General features: G+C 62.5%; 15 protein-coding genes and 2 tRNA genes. 12 read left to right on the top strand and 5 right to left on the bottom strand.

Annotated features, from left to right (window positions below):
• The first annotated feature begins 259 nt into the window (after positions 1-259).
• The 6 genes from ARUE_RS15860 (at position 260) to ARUE_RS15835 (ending at position 5,904) form a co-directional block, all read left to right on the top strand.
• On the top strand, positions 260-2,440 hold the full coding sequence (locus ARUE_RS15860; protein ID WP_014922427.1) for a DEAD/DEAH box helicase: 2,181 nt from the start codon (positions 260-262) through the stop codon (positions 2,438-2,440).
• A 229-nt stretch (positions 2,441-2,669) separates the two neighbouring features.
• Positions 2,670-3,149: a LysM peptidoglycan-binding domain-containing protein gene (locus tag ARUE_RS15855; protein WP_014922426.1), complete on the top strand. Its 480-nt coding sequence runs from the start codon at positions 2,670-2,672 to the stop codon at positions 3,147-3,149.
• Positions 3,150-3,278: 129 nt separating this feature from the next.
• Positions 3,279-3,350, top strand: a tRNA-Thr gene (locus ARUE_RS15850).
• 61 nt (positions 3,351-3,411) lie between these two features.
• A tRNA-Met gene (locus ARUE_RS15845) sits at positions 3,412-3,485 on the top strand.
• A gap of 64 nt (positions 3,486-3,549) precedes the next feature.
• Positions 3,550-4,206: an SDR family oxidoreductase gene (locus tag ARUE_RS15840; protein WP_043470527.1), complete on the top strand. Its 657-nt coding sequence runs from the start codon at positions 3,550-3,552 to the stop codon at positions 4,204-4,206.
• Between the two features lie 126 nt (positions 4,207-4,332).
• On the top strand, positions 4,333-5,904 hold the full coding sequence (locus tag ARUE_RS15835) for a Na+/H+ antiporter (RefSeq protein WP_043470524.1): 1,572 nt from the start codon (positions 4,333-4,335) through the stop codon (positions 5,902-5,904).
• A gap of 51 nt (positions 5,905-5,955) precedes the next feature.
• On the opposite strand, the gene ARUE_RS15830 is transcribed toward ARUE_RS15835, so the two are convergent.
• Complete coding sequence (locus ARUE_RS15830; RefSeq protein ID WP_014922423.1) at positions 5,956-7,179, bottom strand: ROK family protein; 1,224 nt, start codon at positions 7,177-7,179, stop codon at positions 5,956-5,958.
• Between the two features lie 250 nt (positions 7,180-7,429).
• On the opposite strand from ARUE_RS15830, the gene ARUE_RS15825 reads away from it, so the two are divergent.
• From ARUE_RS15825 to ARUE_RS15805, 5 genes are all read left to right on the top strand, one after another.
• Positions 7,430-8,707: an ABC transporter substrate-binding protein gene (locus ARUE_RS15825; RefSeq protein ID WP_238324346.1), complete on the top strand. Its 1,278-nt coding sequence runs from the start codon at positions 7,430-7,432 to the stop codon at positions 8,705-8,707.
• 24 nt (positions 8,708-8,731) lie between these two features.
• Positions 8,732-9,646, top strand: coding sequence for a carbohydrate ABC transporter permease (locus tag ARUE_RS15820; protein WP_014922422.1), 915 nt, complete (start codon positions 8,732-8,734; stop codon positions 9,644-9,646).
• Complete coding sequence (locus ARUE_RS15815) at positions 9,646-10,554, top strand: carbohydrate ABC transporter permease (RefSeq protein ID WP_011775653.1); 909 nt, start codon at positions 9,646-9,648, stop codon at positions 10,552-10,554. The genes ARUE_RS15820 and ARUE_RS15815 overlap by 1 nt, the downstream gene beginning before the upstream one ends.
• A gap of 76 nt (positions 10,555-10,630) precedes the next feature.
• Positions 10,631-12,385 carry a glycoside hydrolase family 13 protein gene (locus ARUE_RS15810; RefSeq protein ID WP_014922421.1) on the top strand — a complete coding sequence of 585 codons (1,755 nt, stop codon included), beginning with the start codon at positions 10,631-10,633 and terminating at the stop codon, positions 12,383-12,385.
• A gap of 24 nt (positions 12,386-12,409) precedes the next feature.
• Positions 12,410-13,369 carry an aldo/keto reductase gene (locus ARUE_RS15805; protein ID WP_043470519.1) on the top strand — a complete coding sequence of 320 codons (960 nt, stop codon included), beginning with the start codon at positions 12,410-12,412 and terminating at the stop codon, positions 13,367-13,369.
• A gap of 103 nt (positions 13,370-13,472) precedes the next feature.
• Here the strand turns inward: ARUE_RS15805 and ARUE_RS15800 are convergent, their stop codons facing one another.
• The 4 genes from ARUE_RS15800 to ARUE_RS15785 are packed head-to-tail and all read right to left on the bottom strand — an operon-like array spanning position 13,473 to position 17,294.
• Positions 13,473-14,402 (bottom strand): TauD/TfdA dioxygenase family protein, encoded by a 930-nt coding sequence (locus tag ARUE_RS15800; protein ID WP_014922419.1) that lies wholly within the window; start codon positions 14,400-14,402, stop codon positions 13,473-13,475.
• 50 nt (positions 14,403-14,452) lie between these two features.
• Complete coding sequence (locus tag ARUE_RS15795) at positions 14,453-15,376, bottom strand: ABC transporter permease (RefSeq protein ID WP_014922418.1); 924 nt, start codon at positions 15,374-15,376, stop codon at positions 14,453-14,455.
• On the bottom strand, positions 15,376-16,263 hold the full coding sequence (locus ARUE_RS15790; protein WP_011775649.1) for an ABC transporter ATP-binding protein: 888 nt from the start codon (positions 16,261-16,263) through the stop codon (positions 15,376-15,378). The genes ARUE_RS15795 and ARUE_RS15790 overlap by 1 nt, the downstream gene beginning before the upstream one ends.
• Before the next feature lie 2 nt (positions 16,264-16,265).
• Positions 16,266-17,294: an ABC transporter substrate-binding protein gene (locus ARUE_RS15785; RefSeq protein ID WP_187329895.1), complete on the bottom strand. Its 1,029-nt coding sequence runs from the start codon at positions 17,292-17,294 to the stop codon at positions 16,266-16,268.
• A 380-nt stretch (positions 17,295-17,674) separates the two neighbouring features.
• Here ARUE_RS15785 and ARUE_RS15780 point away from each other — a divergent pair, with 380 nt between their 5' ends.
• On the top strand, positions 17,675-18,538 hold the full coding sequence (locus ARUE_RS15780) for an HpcH/HpaI aldolase/citrate lyase family protein (protein ID WP_014922416.1): 864 nt from the start codon (positions 17,675-17,677) through the stop codon (positions 18,536-18,538).
• Positions 18,539-18,540 lie beyond the last annotated feature (2 nt).

Genomic DNA, 18,540 nt, shown 5'->3' with positions numbered 1-18,540 from the left:
TTCTTGAGGCAGGACTGGTAAGTGTTGGGGCCCGCAAATGTGTGCGGGCATTTTCATAGGGAGAGCCGGCTAAAGAAAACGCTGTACAGACTGCTGGGATAGCAGCCAAGAGATGCAGCGGGAAGTCCTGCCATGGGATTGCGATAGCGCCGGACTTCTTGCGAAAAGCAGGGCACCTTTTCCTGTTTCTCGCGACGAGTAATGCGGCCAAGCCCAACCGGGCCGCGCCGACTGCCCTATGGATGAGGAATTTCCCCCTATGACCGAAAATCTCAACGAAAACTTCGACGCTGAGTCCGCTGATGTAGCGACCACCGAGTCCGCTGATGTAGCGGAGACCTCCGCTCCCGCCGAAGCTGAAGCACCGGCTGCTGCCGCTGCCCCCGTCGAGACCGTTGCAGCTGAGACTGCAGCCCCCGCCTTCACCGAAGCTCCTGCCCCGAAGGCAGAAGAAGAGGAAGAAGAAGGCGTCCGCTTCGTCGATCTTGGCATCGACGGACGCGTTCTGGCCGCCCTGCAGGACGTCGGCTACGAAAAGCCGTCCCCCATTCAGGCAGCCACCATCCCGCTCCTCCTCGAAGGCCGCGATGTTGTAGGCCTCGCACAGACCGGTACCGGCAAGACCGCAGCTTTCGCTGTTCCTGCCCTGTCCCGCCTGGCTGAACTTCACGACCTCAACGGCCCGTCCCGCAAGACCCAGGCGCTTGTTCTGGCTCCGACGCGTGAACTGGCCCTCCAGGTTGCTGAGGCATTCACCTCCTACGCCAAGCACATTGATGACTTCACGGTCCTTCCCGTTTACGGTGGCTCGGCTTACGGCCCCCAGCTCGCCGGCCTGCGCCGAGGTGCACAGGTTGTTGTCGGTACCCCCGGCCGCGTGATCGACCACATCGCCAAGGGTTCCCTGGACCTGTCCGAACTCCAGTACCTGGTGCTGGACGAAGCTGACGAAATGCTGCGCATGGGCTTTGCCGATGACGTTGAGCAGATCTTCCAGCAGACTCCTGAAACCCGCCAGGTTGCCTTGTTCTCTGCCACCATGCCGGGCCAGATCCGCCGCATGTCCAAGCAGTACCTGAACAACCCGGCTGAGATCTCGGTGAAGTCCAAGACCACCACCGGCGCCAACACCAAGCAGCGCTACCTCCAGGTCATGGGCCCGCACAAGCTGGACGCCCTGACCCGCATCCTTGAGGTTGAAGAGTTCGACGGCGTCATCGCCTTCGTGCGCACCAAGATGGCTACCGAGGACCTGGCCGACAAGCTCAAGGCCCGCGGTTTCCAAGCTGCCGCCATCAACGGCGACATCCCGCAGCAGCAGCGCGAACGCACTGTGGACGCGCTGAAGGAAGGCCGCATCGACATCCTGGTTGCTACCGACGTCGCGGCCCGTGGCCTTGACGTTGAGCGCATCAGCCACGTCATCAACTACGACATCCCCCACGACACCGAGTCCTACGTGCACCGCATTGGCCGTACGGGCCGTGCAGGCCGTTCCGGCGATGCCATCCTGTTCATGACGCCGCGTGAGAAGTACCTGCTGCGTTCCATCGAAAAGGCCACGCGCCAGCCGGTGGAGCAGATGCACCTGCCCACAGCTGAGACCGTGAACACGTTGCGCCTTGGCAAGTTCGCCGAGCGCATCACGGAGACCCTCGAGTCCGAGGATGTCGCAGCGTTCCGCGACCTCATCTCCTCTTACGAGGAAGAGCACAACGTGCCGGCCTCCGAGATCGCTGCAGCCTTGGCCGTCATGGCCCAGGGTGGACAGCCTTTGCTGGTCAAGGAACTGCCTGCCGCTCCTGAGTACCAGAAGCGCGAGCGCTCCAAGGACGGCTTCGGTTCCCGTGGCCCGACCCGTGCGCTCACCGAGGGCAACGCCACCTACCGGATCGCCGTCGGACGCCGTCAGCGCGTCATGCCGGGTTCCATCGTTGGTGCCATTGCCAACGAAGGTGGCATCTCTTCCGCACAGATCGGTGGCATCGACATCCGCTCGGACCACTCCCTGGTGGAGCTCCCGGCAGACCTGAGCCCCGAGCAGCTGCGCGCACTGTCCCGCACCCGCATCGGTGGCGAGCTGATCAACCTCGAACTGGATAACGGACGCAGGCCCAGCGGCGACCGTGGCGGTTACTCCGGTGGCGGCGCTGGTGGACGCGGTGGTTACGGCGACCGCGAAAACCGTGGCGGCGGAAACTTCAAGGGCAGCGGCGGCTTCAAGAAGGACTTCCGCAAGTCCGACGGCGAGCGTACCTCTGCTGATCGTGGTGGACGCTCCTACAGCGACCGTTCAGAGCGCACCGCAGGCAGCTTCGGCGACCGCGATCGTGGCCAGGCCAGCGGTTCCCGCTTCGGTGGTCACGGTGACGGTGCCCGCAAGCCCCGCACCGGCGGCGAAGGCAGCAACCGCGATTTCAACCGCAAGGGCAAGTGGTAAACACTTCCTTGGTGGTAAACACTAAGTAGTTCCCGTCAGGGGGTCGGCTTTCGAGCCGGCCCCCTGATGTGTTTAATGCTTCCCTCCGGGGCTTGTTGGCTGCGCGCGCCGTTGTGCGGCGGGGATTTCCCACAGGAGCGGGTTCCGTGGGGCCGTGCCCGGCCGTACGATCGAGGCACGGCTGACAGTCGGCAGAAAAGACAGTCGGCAGAAAACAGGAGGGTGCTCCATGGGATTGCTGGACAACGTGAAGAAGAACTTGGGCTTCGGAGGCAAGGGCGCAGACGAGAGAAGCGGAGCAGCTCCGTTTGACCGGACTGCGGAGAGGCAAGCCGCGGAGGATGCCGCCGCCGTCGAGGTTTCCGCTGCCGACAAGGCTGCTGCGGAGACCGCTGCCGCACAGGCAACCCAACAGCAGGCAGCAGCAGACGCCGCAGCAGCCCAGGAGGCCGAACAGGAGGGCTTGGAACCTGAGGCCCCGGAAGTCCAGCCGCAAGCGCAGGAGGCCGCCTCTGAGGCCGCGGCAGGGACGGGTCAGCCGGGACCGGTGGCACCGCGGGTCACGGAGGTTGTGGTGGAGCAGGGCGACACCATGAGCGGGATCGCGGCGCAGTACGGCGTGGACCTTGGAGCCCTGATCGCAACCAATGCGGACACCGTGCCGAACCCGGACCGGATCTACCCCGGGCAGGTGCTCCGGCTGCCCTGAAGCCTGCCGCTTCGAAGCCGGAAATAGATCACGAAGGCCGCGTCTTCGCAAATTGTGTCGGCGCTGTTTTTCCGCGTTTTTTCGCCGATTTGTAGCTTCTGAAAACGTCCGGTAGAGTATTTACTCGTTGCCCCCCTAGCTCAGTGGTAGAGCGCGTTCTTGGTAAGAACGAGGTCACCGGATCGATTCCGGTGGGGGGCTCTGGATGAGGGCCTGTGTCAAGGCGGTTTTGACCGGCTTGACACAGGTTTTTCTCATTCGTGGCGGTGTAGCTCAGTTGGTTAGAGCGCACGACTCATAATCGTGAGGTCGGGAGATCGAGCCTCCCCACCGCTACAGAGCAAGACCCCGCAGCTTCGCCTGCGGGGTCTTTTTTCGTTCCGTGGGACAGAATGGGTCCATGAGCCGAATCGCAATCATTGGCGGCCACGGGAAAGTGGCCCTGCATCTGTCCCGCATTCTTAGTGGCGAAGGTCACGACGTCACGTCTTTCATCCGAAATCCCGACCATGTGGCAGATGTCACGGAGACCGGCGCTACTGCTGAGGTGCTGGACGTGGAAAATTCGACGACGGCGGAACTCGCCCAGGCGTTCACCGACCATGACGCGGTGGTCTGGTCAGCCGGCGCCGGCGGAGGGAATCCTGCCAGGACCTATGCCGTGGACCGCGACGCAGCCATACGATCTATGGACGCGGCAGCCGAGTCCGGCGTCAAACGGTATGTGATGGTCTCCTACATCGGCGCTGCCAAAGATCACGGTGTTCCCGAGGACCACCCGTTCTTCGCCTACGCGGAGGCCAAAGCGGCGGCAGATGAGTACCTGCGCAGCACTGACCTCGACTGGACGATCCTTGGCCCGGGAACTCTGACGGATGAACCTGCCACCGGCCTGATCGAAACGGATCCAGCAAACCCCGGCAACGGCACAGAGACCTCCAGGGCCAATGTTGCCCTGGTGACAGCGGCCGTCCTGGAGCTCCCGGGGACCATCCACAGAACCATCAGGTTCAAGGATGGAACCGAGGATGTAGTGGATGCCCTCACGGAGTACTGACCCAGCGGAGTACTGACCCCGCACCGTCTGCGTACGGGGACAGTCCTGCGGACCGGGATATGTTGGTAGGGAACTTTTTCGGCTTGGCCTGGGGAAGTGCCGTACACCATCAGGGGAAGCAGGAAAATGGATCAGTTGGCGCTCATCGTCGGGTTGTTGCTTGCAACGGTGGTGGCAGTGGGCCTGGGAGACAGGCTCCGGCTTCCCTACCCGGTCCTGATGCTGATCCTGGCTGTTGCGCTCACCTTCATTCCCGGCTTCCCTGAGTTTGAGATTTCGCCCGAACTGATCCTGCCGATCTTCCTTCCGCCGCTCCTGTTCGCTACGGCGCAGAAGAGCTCTTGGGCGGTTTTCCGGGTGCGTTGGCGGACCCTCCTGTTGATGGCTGTGGCCCTGGTGGTGGTGTCCACCGCGGTGGTAGCCGGTGCTGCGTGGCTCATGATCCCGGGCATCGGCATCCCGGCGGCCATTGCTTTGGGTGCCATGGTGGCCCCGCCGGACCCCGTTGCCGTGGAGTCCGTGGCGGGCCGGGTCCACATGCCGCGCCGGCTCATCACGGTCCTTCAAAGTGAAGGGCTCTTCAACGACGCCGCGGCAATCGTGATCTTCCAAGCAGCTGTGGCCGCAACGATGTCCGGCAAGGAAGTGGGCCCGGAAGTCATTCCGCAGTTTGTCATCGGTGCGGCGCTGGCTGTCGTCATCGGGATCGCGATGGGTTGGCTGACCAAGTTCATCACCAAGCTGGTAACCTCCATGGTCGCCCGCAGCGCCGTGACCTTGGTGGTTCCTTTCGCCGCCTACATCCTCGCGGAAGAGCTGCACGCTTCAGGTGTGGTGGCCGTCGTCGTCACCGCTTTGGAACTGCAGCGCCATACGCGGCCGCAGGACGCCGCTGAACGCATCACGCGCACCGCCTTCTGGGACGTGGTGGAACTGCTTGCTACTGGCCTGGCCTTCGGTTTGGTGGGGCTGGAGATCCGGCACGTCATCCGGGACGAAGGAACGGCGATTTTCGGGATGATCGGCATGGCCGTAGTGATCTGCATCCTGGTATTCGTGGTGCGTTTCCTATGGCTGGGCCTCCTCGCCCTCACAGCGCGGAAGCGCAGAAACCTGTTGCAACCGACGTCGCCCAAGGAAGTGTTGATCCTGACGTGGTGCGGCATGCGCGGCCTGGCCACCCTGGCGCTGGCACTGGCCCTCCCCATGACCCTGCCGGATGGCAGCGACTTCCCGGCACGCCACGAAATCCTGGTCATTGCGTGCGCGGTACTCCTGGCCACTTTGGTCCTCCCCGGCCTCACGCTTCCGTGGCTCATGCGCGTTCTGGATGCGACCGAGGACGGATCACATGAACAGGACGCCGCCAAGGTCCTTGCCAAGCGCGCCCAGTCCGCTGCTGTGGCTGCGTTGAAAGACCACGACCTCATGAAGGAACTCCCTGCCGAGAAAGTGACCCTGGTCAAGGAAAAGATGCGCCGCCTCCATGCGGAGCTGTTGGACGGCACGTTGCGGAACGAAACCGTCGCCGAGAAGCGCAAACGTGGACGGGAACTATCCATCGCCGTTCAGACCATCGCCCTGGATGCTGCCCGCCAGGAAGTGGTGGCAGCCCGCAACGAGCCAGGCACCGATCCGGAAGTGGCTGACAGGGTACTCCGGCAACTGGACCTGCGGACCATGTCCATGCCGGATTAGGGCAGCGCTGAGCCGGGTCCGGGCCAGGCCCCGGATAAGGTCCTGGCCGAATCAGCCGGCGGCCACGTGCTTTGACAGGGAGGCCGGGTAAAGATCCAGCGCGTGCTCTTCCACGTAGTCCAGGGCATGGCGGATCGCGCCGAGGGAAACAATGCCGTCCCCCAGGGCGGAGGTTGCCAGGCGTGGGGGAGTGAAGGTGAAGTCCGGGACTTGCTTTTCCATGGTGGGGATCAGGGCATTGGCGGACGCTGCGACGGCTCCGGCAATGACCACCAGCTCAGGGTTGACCAAAGTACTGATGGAGCCAATGGCCCGGGCCATGCGGTGCGCCACGCGGTTGAGGACGCCGAGGGCTGAGTGGTCGCCGTCCGCGGCCGCCCTGAATACCATCTCTGCGGTCAGGGCTTCAGGATCACCGCCGCACAGTGTCGTCAGCTTGGTTTCCGTACCGGCATCGAGGGCTTCCCGTCCCCACAGTGTTGCGTAGTGGGCAATGCCGTAGGTGTCGCCCACGCCGTCCACGTTGTCCAAGTATCCCAGCTCGCCAAAGCCACCAAGCTGCCCGTGGAGCAAACGGCCGGACTCGAGGATTCCGGACCCCAAACGGTCGCCGGCGAGCATGACCACAAGGTTGTCGACTCCCTGCGCACTGCCCTGCCACCGTTCTGCGAGGGCCGCGAGATTGGCATCGTTTTCCAGGAGCACATGCCAACCATGGCGTTCGGACACGATCCGGCGGACATCGAAGGATTTCCAGAATTCCTGGGCAGTGAGGACCTCGCCGTCCCGGCTGACCGGGGCAGCTACGCCAACAGACACGGCTAGAACAGAGTCGGCGGATACGCCCGCCTTGTCCAAGGCGTCGGCGGCGATCTTGTCCAGCACATCTGCGCGTTCATCGGCCGGGACGTTGTAGGCGCGGAAGGGCATCGTGACCTGGGACAAGGACGTCCCTGCCATGTCAGCCACTATCGCGGTGATCTTGGTGGCGCCAATGTCGATGCCGATCACGCTGGCCGCGCTGTCGTCGAAAACGAAGCGCCGCGCAGGCCTGCCCTTGACGTAGTCACCGGCTCCTCGTTGGTTCTCCAGTTCCTGGAGCCATCCGAGCCGGACGAGTTCATCGCAAATCGAGATGACGGTGGCCCGGGAGAGTCCAGTGGCGGCCATCAGCTCGGTGCCGGTGACGACTCCGGCGCCGCGCATGGCCTTGAGCATTGCGCTGGCGTTGACCCGCCGTACCAGTTGCGTTGACGGTGCAGTCCCGGTCTGCATTCGGAGCTCCCATTTCTCAGCCGTCCATCGGAACGATAGGACGGTCTCTCTAAATTTAGTGCATAAATTTAGATGACGACGCATTTCGCCAAACGCTTGACCCTGTGGCGGACATCACTCACCATGGTTAGCGATAGGTCGTAAATTTACCGCCTATCTAAACTTCGGGTGGCGATGCACACGGTCCGCTACACGATGGCAATGCGGCCACTGAGGTCCGCAATACGAAAGGGCTACGGTGTCTGTGAAAATGACACGCAGGAAACGCTTCGCAGCAATGGGCTTGGGCTTGGCACTGTTTGCCGGCCTTCTCTCCGGCTGCACCGGGGAACCGGGCACATCAGGGGATTCGGGTAAAGAGACCATCCGTTTTACGTTCAGCAAGCGGGAGGCCATCGGCTTCATGACCAAATTGGTTGCTGATTACAACGCTTCTCAGGATGAAACAGAAGTGGTACTCGATACGTCCGGCGTCGACGTCGTATCTGCGAGCTTCGTTCGCGGCAACCCGCCGGACATCGCGCTTGCCAACTACAACATGGAGACGTCCCGCTTCGTCCAGCGCGGTGCTCTGAGCGACTTGTCCGGTACGGAGGCAGCGTCCCACATCCGCGAAGACCTTCAACCGCTGATGGAACAGTACGGTTCATACCCGGGGCGGACCAGTGCCCTCCCGTACTCGGTCATGGCGTCCTCCGTGATCTACAACAAGGAAATCTTCGCCGCCAACAACATTGCGGTCCCCACCACGTGGAGCGAATTGATCGCCGCGTGTGAAGCGCTGAAAGCCGCTGGGGTGACGCCGTTTTATGCCACGTGGAAGGATGACTGGACCATCGCCCAGGGGTGGTTCGACTACTCTGTGGGCGGCCAGGTGGACACCATCGACTTCTTCAAGAAGCTCGATGCTGAAGGCGTGAACGTTGGGCCGGAGTCTTCCGTGTCATTCCAAAAGGACTTTGAGCAGCCCGTCGAAAAGATGCTGACGCTGGCAAAGAACTACGTGAACAAGGATGCTGCAAGCCGGGCCTACGGCGACGGCAACCTTGCCTTCTCGCAGGGCAAGGCTGCCATGTATCTGCAGGGACCGTGGGCGTTCAGCGAGATCGCCAAGACCGCCCCGGGCCTGTTGCTCGGCACCTTTCCGCTGCCGATGACCGAGAACCCCGAGGACTTGCGCGTGCGCGTCAACGTGGACCTCGCCGCCTGGATCCCGGAGGCCTCCAAGCACAAGGACGCTGCGCGTGGGTTCCTTGAGTATCTGTACCGTCCCGAGGTGATCGATGCCTACAACAAATCACAGCTGGGCTTCACTCCCACCAAGGACTCTGCGAACGTCCCCGACCCCCGGATTGAGGGGATGGTGCAGTACTACGACGACGCCAAGGTCTATCAGGGCCCCTCGGTGCTCGTTCCCCGCACCATCCCGATCATGAACTACACGCAGGCAATCGTGTTCGGCGCGTCCCCTGCATCCACCCTCCGCACCCTCGACGCAGACTGGGCGCGCCTGGCGTTCCGCCAGTAGTGCAGACCATAGGGAGTCAGATACATGTCCACCATCACCACCCCAAACGCATCCAAGCAGGGCAGCCCAATGCAGCGCGGGAAGAGACGCGTCGAGCCGATCTTCTACCTCTTCCTGGTGCCCAGCCTGATTCTGTTCACCTTGGCCATCACGATTCCGGGGATCATCGGCATTTTCTTCAGCTTTACCAACTCCATTGGAATCGGTGACTGGGACTTCGTTGGCCTGACCAACTACATTGCGATCTTCAGCGATCCCGCCATCCTGCAGAGCTACCTGTTCACTTTCGGCTTTTCCATCGTCACGGTGATCGTGGTCAACGTTGTGGCGTTCCTGCTGGCCGTCGGGCTTACCTCGCGCATCCGGATGAAGTCGCCACTGCGAACCATCTTCGTTATCCCGATGGTGGTTTCCGGCATCATCATCGCCTACGTTTTCAACTTCCTGTTCTCCAATTCCTTGCCGGCGGCGGGGGCTGCGGCCGGGATCCCATGGCTGGAGAGCAGCTTGCTGGCCAACCCCGACCTCGCGTGGATCGCGATCGTGCTGGTCACCGCCTGGCAGGCGGTTCCGGGGGCTCTGCTCATCTATATCGCGGGCCTTGTCGCTGTGCCCGGTGATGTGTACGAGGCTGCGGAAATCGATGGGGCCAGCAAATTCCAACAGCTGCTGAAGATCACGCTGCCGCTGGTGGCCGGGTACGTGGTGATCAACATCATTCTCGGGTTCAAAGGCTTCCTCAACGCCTACGACATCATCGTCGGGCTGACGAACGGCGGCCCGGGGACCTCTACCCGGAGCATCGCCATGACTGTCATCTCCGGCTTCAACGGCGGCGACTACGCCTACCAGATGGCCAACGCGACGATCTTCTTTGTGGTCGCCATCCTCATCTCTCTCGTACAGCTCTCGCTGACTCGCGGACGGAACGCACTCTAATGACCAACCAATCCACCCTCGCTATTGAGAACTCGCCCTTGGACACCGCCGCCGCCGGAACCACCCGACGCCGGGCTGCGTCGAAGGTGGAGCGGGTCAACTGGTCCGCAACCACCATCCTCGTGTTGTGCGCGGTCACTGTGCTGCTACCCCTGTATGTCACGGTCTCCATGGCGTTCAAGACCCAAGGGCAGGCCGTGGATGGCAACGCCTTCTCCTTCCCCGCCCCGTTCAGCATGGACGGCTTTGTCCAAGCCTGGACCCTGACCAACTTCCCGGTGGGGGCCGCGATGTCTTTGCTGGTAACAGCCGGGACAGTCCTTGCCACCATCGTCTTGGCCGCCTTCGCCTCCTATGCGATCGTGCGCAACTGGGAGCGGCGGCTGTTCAGGTATTCGTTCTTCTATCTTCTGGGAGCAATGTTCATTCCCTTCCCCGTAGTTGCGTTGCCGCAGATTCAGCTCACGGGCCGCCTTGGCTTGGACAATCCGTTTGGCGTCATCCTGTTGGCCACCATGTTCCAACTGAGCTTCAGCGTCCTGCTCTTCACCGCCTTCCTCCGCTCCATTCCGATGGAACTTGAAGAGAGCGCCAGGATTGACGGCGCAACCACGTGGCAGACCTTCTGGAAACTGATTTTCCCGCTCTTGGCACCGATGAGTGCCACCGTGGGGATCTTCGCGTTCCTCTATGCATGGAATGACTTCATGATGCCGTCGCTGATTATTTCCGATCCGGCACTGCAGACGCTTCCCGTGCGGCAGAACCTTTTCCAGACGCAGTTCAGCAACAACTACCACGTGTCCTTCGCGTCCTACCTCATGGCGATGGCACCGGCGATCATTGCGTATCTGTTCACGCAGCGGTGGGTCATGGCCGGAGTGACACAGGGTGCCGTCAAGGGCTAACCATTGTTGACCTTCCCGGGACCGCGTTTCATACTGGTCCAGGAGATAAATTTAGATACTAAATCAAAGGAGTTTCGTGAGCACTTCCGCCACTCAGGCACACCGAACCGACGCCGACCGCATGTCCGATCCGAACTGGTGGCGCCAGGCGGCCGTCTACCAGATCTACCCGCGCAGCTTCTACGACGCGAACGGTGACGGACTCGGTGACATCAAGGGCATCACGGCCAAAGTCCCCTACCTGAAAGAACTGGGGATCGACGCCGTCTGGCTGAGCCCGTTCTACCCGTCGGCGCTCGCAGACGGCGGCTACGACGTGGACGACTACCGCAATGTGGACCCGAAGTTGGGAACCCTTGAGGACTTCGACGAGATGGCCGCAGCCTTGCACGCCGCAGGAATCAAGATCGTGGTGGACATCGTTCCCAACCACTCTTCCGATCGTCACGAGTGGTTCAAGGAAGCGCTGGCGTCCCCCAAAGGCTCCGCGGCCCGCGAGCGCTACATCTTCCGCGACGGCCGCGGCGAGAACGGTGAGCTGCCGCCGTCGGACTGGGACTCTGTCTTCGGCGGACCCATCTGGGACCGCATCACCGAGCCCGACGGCACTCCCGGCCAGTGGTACCTGCACATCTTCGCCAAGGAGCAGCCGGACTTCAACTGGGAGAACCCGGAGATTCGCGAGGACTTCCTGAAGACGCTGCGCTTCTGGTCCGATCGCGGCGTGGACGGTTTCCGCATCGACGTTGCCCACGGCATGGCCAAGGACCTTTCCGAGCCGCTGCCCATGAAGGCTGATTTGGAAGCCAAGGCCCATGGCACGGATGGTTTCACCGATGGATCGCACCCGTTCTGGGACCGCGATGAAGTCCACGAGGTCTACGCGGAGTGGCGCAAGCTGTTCAACGAGTACAACCCGCCCCGCACCGCTGTTGCCGAGGCCTGGGTCCATGAGTCCCGCCGTGCCCGCTATGCGAGCCCTGAAGGACTCGGGCAGGCGTTCAACTTTGATTTGCTGCAGTCCGATTTCGATGCTGCATCGTTCAAGAAGATCATCACGGACAACCTGGTAGCTGCCAAGGAATCGGGCGCATCCTCCACCTGGGTCTTCTCCAACCACGACGTAGTCCGTCATGCCACCCGGTACGGCCTGCCCAAGGGCGGCTCGGTGGCCCAGGGAACCAATGCGGCACAGGACATCACGGGCGGAAAGCCCAAGGGACAGGACGGCAAGGGCTGGCTGCTGGCCGGCGCACCGGCGGAAGAGCTCGACGTCGAACTCGGCTTGCGTCGTGCACGCGCCGCGACGCTCTTGCTGCTCGCGCTTCCTGGTTCTGCTTACCTGTACCAGGGTGAGGAGCTCGGCTTGCGCGAAGTCTCGGAGATTCCTGATTCCGAACGACAGGACCCGTCCTTCTTCCGTAACCCGGGCGTCGAGATTGGCCGCGACGGTTGCCGCGTGCCGCTGCCGTGGGCCGCAGAAGGTCCGTCATACGGCTTCGGTGCGGGCAAAGCACACCTGCCGCAGCCGGAATGGTTCAAGGACTATGCAGTGTCCGGGCAGGAGAACGTGGAAGGCTCCACCCTGGAGCTCTACCGAAAGGCACTGAGCCTGCGCAGCGAACTCCAGACCGACGAGGAACTCGAGTGGGTGGAAACAGGGAACCAGGACGTGCTGCACTTCAGCCGGCCCGGTGGCTGGCACACGGTGACCAACTTCGGCAGCAAGCCCGTGGAACTTCCGGAAGGAAACGTCGTAGTGGCCAGCGGCCCGCTGGAGGATGGCAAACTGCCTTCCGACACCACCGCGTGGATTGTCAGCAACGCGTAAGCGCTGCGGCAGAATACTGAAGTTATGACTCATGCGAACGGGCGGGGACGCCTCATTTACGGCTGTATGGGACTCGGTGGCCCTTGGGACGGTACGTCCTACGGAGCTTCGGAGATCGATCAGGCCGCTGCAGTGATCCAAGCTGCACAGGGGATTGGCGTTGAGCTTTTTGACCATGCGGATATCTATCGCAGCGGAAAGTCCGAGGCTGTATTTGGGGAAGTCCTGGCCCGTTCGCAGGGGCTGCGCGAAAAGATTCAGCTTCAGACCAAGTGCGGGATCAGGCTGGGGGAGCGCGGGCTGGATACGCATTACGACCTCAGCCGTGAAGCCATCCTCGAACGTGTCAACCAGAGCCTGAAGCGGCTCCAGACAGACTACGTGGATACGCTGCTCCTGCACCGCCCCGATCCGTTGATGGACCCGCGTGAGGTGGCTGACGCGGTCGGGCAGTTGGTGGCGGAAGGCAAGGTGCGGCAGGTGGGGGTGTCCAACATGTCCGGCGCGCAGATCGCGTTCCTGCAGGACGAGTTGGAGATTCCCATTGTGGCGAACCAACTGGAAATGAGTCTGCTTCGCCGGGACTGGCTGGAGAGCACTGTGCTCGTCAACCATGCGGAGGGGCTGGAGTACAGCTTCCCGCACGGGACTCTTGAGCACTGCATGGCCAAGGGTATTGAACTGCAGGCGTACGGTTCCCTGGCCCAAGGGCGTTATACAGGTGCGCCGTCTGCGGAGTTCTCGCCGGCTGAGTCGGCTACCGCGGACATGCTTGAAAAACTGGCGGCGGATAAGGACACCACGCCGGAATCGGTATTGCTGGGTTGGCTGATGAAGCACCCGGCCGGGATCTCCCCTGTAGTGGGAACTACTAACCCCGTGCGCATCAAGGCATGCGCCGATGCCGCAGCGGTTGCGGCGGATATGACCCGTGCCGAGTGGTACGGATTGTGGGTGGCAGCGCGGGGAAACAACATCCCCTAACGCTGTTTTAACCCAACTGAGTCGCAGTTCGGGCCCTTTTGAGCACTTAAAACGGCCTGAACTGCGACTCAGTTGGGTCTACAACAGCAACACATGGGCGCTCCTAGGAAGCTGCCAAAGGAGCCACTACCGAGTAGGTGCTCGAATCACCGTGGAGTGCCTGGCTCGGCTTGCCATCGATGCCCACCGGAATATCGCCCGCGATGGTGACGCGGTTGAGCTTGCGTGGCTGGCCGTCGTAGTTGTCCGGTGCGTAGTGCTGCGTGATGCGGTTATCGAACAGGACCACCTGGTTGGGCTCCCAGTTCACCCGGACTACGTTCTCCGGACGGGTCACGTATGCCTGCAGCAGGCGGATGATGTCCTTGGACTCAGTGTTGGACAGGCCCACAATCCGGAGCCGCTGCGCGAAGCCCCCAATGAACAATCCGCGCTCGCCGGTCAACGGGTGGACCCGCACCACCGGGTGGGCGGTTTCGAACTTCAGGCGGGTGAATTCTTTGCGGCGCTCTTCGGCGTTGGAGTGCTCAAGGTTCTTGGGCACCGAGTAGTCGTAGTCATTGGTGTGGATGGCCCAGAGGGTGTCCGCGAAGTTCCGCAGCTCCTCCGGCAGGTCCTGGTACGCGCCGGCAGAGGAAGCGATCAGGGTCTCGCCACCATAGGCCGGGAGGTCGATGCTGCGCAGCGTGGAAGCCTGCGGCGGGTTCACCACGAAGGTCACATCCGTGTGCCAGTTGTTGGCCGAGCCGTTCTCGCTGTCCACGGGCAGGACATTCTCTTCTCCCTCCACGGACGCAACCGTGGGGTGGGCCTTGGTGAGCGGGCCAAAGTGGCTGGCAAACTTCACCTGGGCTTCGTCGCTGAGGATGTTCGCCTCGCGGAACACCAGCGCCTTGTGTTCGTTCAACGCAGCCCGGATCTGGGCGACGGTTTCCTGGCTAAGGTCTCCGCTGATGTCCAAGCCACGGATTTCGGCGCCGATGCGGGAGCCGAGTTTGGCGAACTCCAGTTTGGTTTCGGTAATGACGGTCATGGTTCTTTCCTTACTTGTTGTGATGGTTGCGGCACGGGCCGCGGGTGGGTCTAGGAAGCAGCGGCGCCAACGGCGGTCCGCCAGCGGGAAAAGTGCCGTTCAAGGGCTACCAGCAGGAAGTTCACGCCAAGGCCCAGCAAGGACACCGTGAGGATGCCCGCGTACATGTCCGGGATCAGGAAGCTGCTCTGCGCATTCACGATCAAGTAACCCAGGCCAGCCTTGGCGCCCACCATTTCGGCAGCAATCAGCACAAGGATGGATGCCGTGCCGGCCATGCGGATGCCCGTGAAAATGGTGGGAACTGCGGACGGAAGAATCACCTTCTGGAACAGTCGGAAGCTGTTGAGCCCCAAGGAGCGCGCGGCCCTGATCAACAGCGGGTCCACGGTCTTCACGCCGGCAATGGTGTTGAGGAGAACCGGGAAGAACGCTGCGTACGCCACGATGCTGATCTTGGACTCCTCGCCGATACCCAACAGCAGTGTGAACACGGGAAGTAGAGCCAGTGCCGCAGTATTGCGAAACAGTTCCAGCAGCGGGTTCAGGACCGAGTTCAGGCGACCGTACCAAGCGATCAGCAGGCCCAACGAGACACCTGCCACCAGTGCGGCTCCGAAACCGGCCACGGAACGGGTGAGGCTGGCCGCGATGTGGCCTTGGATGGTTCCGGCTTCGAACAGCTTGCCCCATGCCAGGAGCACTTCGTGGAGCGGCGGGAGGAACACCCGGGTGGACGGGCTGGCCAGATACGTCGGTCCGAGCTCCCACAGCGCCAGGAAAGCCAGGACCGCCGCGGACTTCCACAAACCTGACCCCACGGCCCCGGCGACGCGTCGCGCTATGCCGGGTGCCGGCGTCGTAGGCTCTGCAGCTGCCGCTTGAGTAGCGGAAGGTTCGACGGCGGCACCCGGTTCAGTGGCGCTGCCCGCCTTGGACGCTACGGATTCCGCGTGCGTGAGTGTGGTGGTCATCAGGCGGCGCTCCTCTCAGTGGTGGTTGCCGGTTCGTCCGGTGCGCTGCCGTCCGGCAGGATCTTGCGGTGGCCGGCGTCCTGGGCGCGGCGGACTTCGTCGTGCAGGAGCGTCCACACCTGGTGGCGGTGCTCCACGAAGGCGGGGTTGGAGCGGATGTCCTCGTCACCGTCGCGGTCCGGGATGTTGATGTCCACGATTTCCTTGAGCCGGCCGGGGCGGGCGCTCAGCACAGCCACGCGCTCGCCGAGGTACACGGCCTCATCGATGCCGTGCGTGATGAAGACGATGGTCTTCCCGGTGGCCTTCCAGATCCTGAGGAGCTCATCCTGCAGCTGCTCGCGGGTCTGGGCGTCAAGGGCTGCGAATGGTTCATCCATCAGCAACACATCCGGCTCGTAGGCCAGGCTGCGGGCGATGGCAACGCGCTGCTTCATGCCGCCGGACAGCTCATGGGGGTAGCGGTCCTCAAAGCCCGCCAGCCCCACCAGTGCCAGGTACTCGCTGGCTTTCGCGGCCCGTTCCCGTCGGTTCAGCTTCTTGCCGTCCGGCCCTACGCCTTCAAGCCCGATCGAGACGTTCGCCGAGGCCGTCCGCCAGGGGAACAGTGCGTACTGCTGGAACACCACGGCCCGGTCCTTCCCTGGCCCGGTGACGGCCTTCCCATCCACCAGGACCTCACCGGAAGTCGGCGTGGAGAGCCCGGCCAGCAGGTCCAGGAGTGTGGTCTTTCCTGACCCGCTGGGCCCCACCAGGGTGAGGAATTCGCCGTCGCGGACGTCCAGGCTCAGGGAATCGATGGCAGTGAGGCGGGTGGCGCTGGTGGTTTTGGTGGCCCGGACCGTGAACTCTTTGGTGACGTTCCGGAGGCTGATTTTCGCGGTCATGGCTATCCCTTCTTCGCTGCAGCGAGTTCGTTGAACTCGTTGGTGTAGTACTTGGAAGGCGTGAGCTTGTCCTTGACGATGCCGGCGGAGCTGAGCCAGGCCTCCCAGCGGGTGAAGTCCTTGTCCTGGATCACGCCGGCGTCCGGGACGCCAGGGCTCTTCCAGAACTTCAGGTTGGCCGTGCTCTCATTGCGTCCGCGGCTTTCGATGATCTTGGTGAAACGGGCAATGACTTCATCGCGGGGCGTCTCGGCTGCCCACTTGATCGCTTTGGCAACGCCCGTGGTGAAGGTTCGGGTGGTGTTTGGGTTCTTTTCAATGAACTCGTTGCGGAGCACGATCTGGCCGCCCGCGAACGTTCCGAACAACTCCACATCGCTGAACAGCGAGCGCAGTCCGCCTGCTTCGAGGGCCCTGTCCTGCAGTACGCCACCGAGCGTTCCCGCGTCCACCTGTCCGCGGCGGATGGCTTCCTCGGTATCGTTGGGTGCGAGCGGGACGAGCTGGACCTGCTTGATTTCGTCCTGGCTGAGTCCGTTCTTGGTCAGCCAGGTGTTGATGACGGCTTCGTGGTGCGCGCCCAAGGTGTTGACCGCGATCTTCTTGCCGATCAGGTCGCGCGGTTCCTTGATGGTGCTATCGGCCTTCACGTAGTAACCGCTGAAGGTTTTCTCGTCCGAGCCGTAGTAGTTGGTCACGGCCTTGACGGGAGCGCCGGCTTCGATGAGCTTGACCACCGCACCGGAGAACGCGCCTCCGAAGTCGGTCTGGTTGGTGGCTGCGGACTGGATGTCCTGCGGGCCACTGGTGGTGTTGCCCACCCAGTTCAGTTTCAGGTCGCCGAGGTAGCCCAGATCCGCCGCAAGCTCGGGAAAGGTCACGTTGTTGGCTGAGCCTTGGTACCGGAGTTCCTTGACCTCGTTGCCGGTCTGGCTGGCTTGTCCGGCTTCGGCTGCACCGCCGCAGCCGGACACCGTCAGCGCTAGTACGACGGCGGCCGCGACGCTCAGCAGGGGCAGGTGCAGTTTCATGGGAGCTACTTTCGATGGATTGCAGGGTGTTGGGTAAGGCCGGCTCACGTAAGGGCTTGGGATCCTGTGCAACGGCTTGGGAACGATGAAAGCCCATTCCGACGGCGGCTGGGAAGTGCCGCGGTAACTCCCGGAAACGCTGCGAAACAGCCCGAAACGGGACGAAATCCGGGGCCTTTTCCGGCAACCCGGGGACACAAAGACGCAGTGTTGAGCCTTGTGAACAACAGCGACAACTGGGCCGGATATGACTGGCGGGTACCGTCGTCGGGCGTTCATACTGCGGGACCCCACAGTCATATGGGGTTTAGTTCGTATTGATCCTCACAAGCGGGCGGAATTCTTCGCTGTGCAGGGCGCTGGCCGGATACGGTAGATACATGACGTCTAGCATCGCCGCCGAATCAGTTCGGCCTACCCGCAATATTCCCGCCGATATCGCCCGTTCCTGGCTCCTTGTGAATGCCATGAAGACGGAGCTTTTTGACGAATCCGCGGGTTCACGGGCAGACGCCATCATCCTTGACATCGAAGACGCCGTTGACCCTTCCCAGAAGGACATTGCCCGCGAAAACGTCATCAACTGGTTGACCGCCGGTGGCAGGGCCTGGGTCCGTATCAATGACGCCACCAGCCCGTTCTGGGCCGACGACCTCGCCGGATTGCGCGGTACCCCGGGCTTGCTCGGCGTCATGCTGGCCAAGACCGAATCCGCTGACCAGGTCACGGAGTCCTACCACCGCATGGACGGTAAGACTCCGGTGATCGCACTGGTTGAGTCAGCCCTCGGCATTGAGGAAGCCAACCACATCGCACGCGCGCAGGGTGCTTTCCGGCTTGCTTTCGGCTCCGGCGACTTCCGCCGCGATACGGGCATGGCGGCCACCCCGGAGGCCATGGCGTACCCGCGTGCAAAGCTCGTTGTCGCAAGCCGCGTAGGTAACCTGCCGGGCCCCATCGACGGTCCCACCGTGGGTACCAACCACCCCATCCTGCGTGAGCAGACCGGTATCACCGTGACCATGGGAATGACCGGCAAGCTTTGCCTGGCCATCGACCAGACCACCGTGATCAATGAGGTCATCAGCCCCACGCCTTCGGACGTCGCCTGGGCCACGGACTTCATGAACGACTTCGAGGCTAACGGCCGTGTCATCCGCGATGGTTCCGACCTCCCGCGTTTGGGCCGCGCCGAGAAGATCATGAAGCTCGCAGTCGCCTTCGGAGTCCAGCCTTCCCTGTAAGC

It is taken from the genome of Arthrobacter sp. Rue61a (assembly GCF_000294695.2).
Classification (GTDB): Bacteria; Actinomycetota; Actinomycetes; order Actinomycetales; family Micrococcaceae; genus Arthrobacter; species Arthrobacter aurescens_A.
Note: the sequence above shows the minus strand (reverse complement) of the source record. Positions and strands in the feature narration are given on the sequence as shown.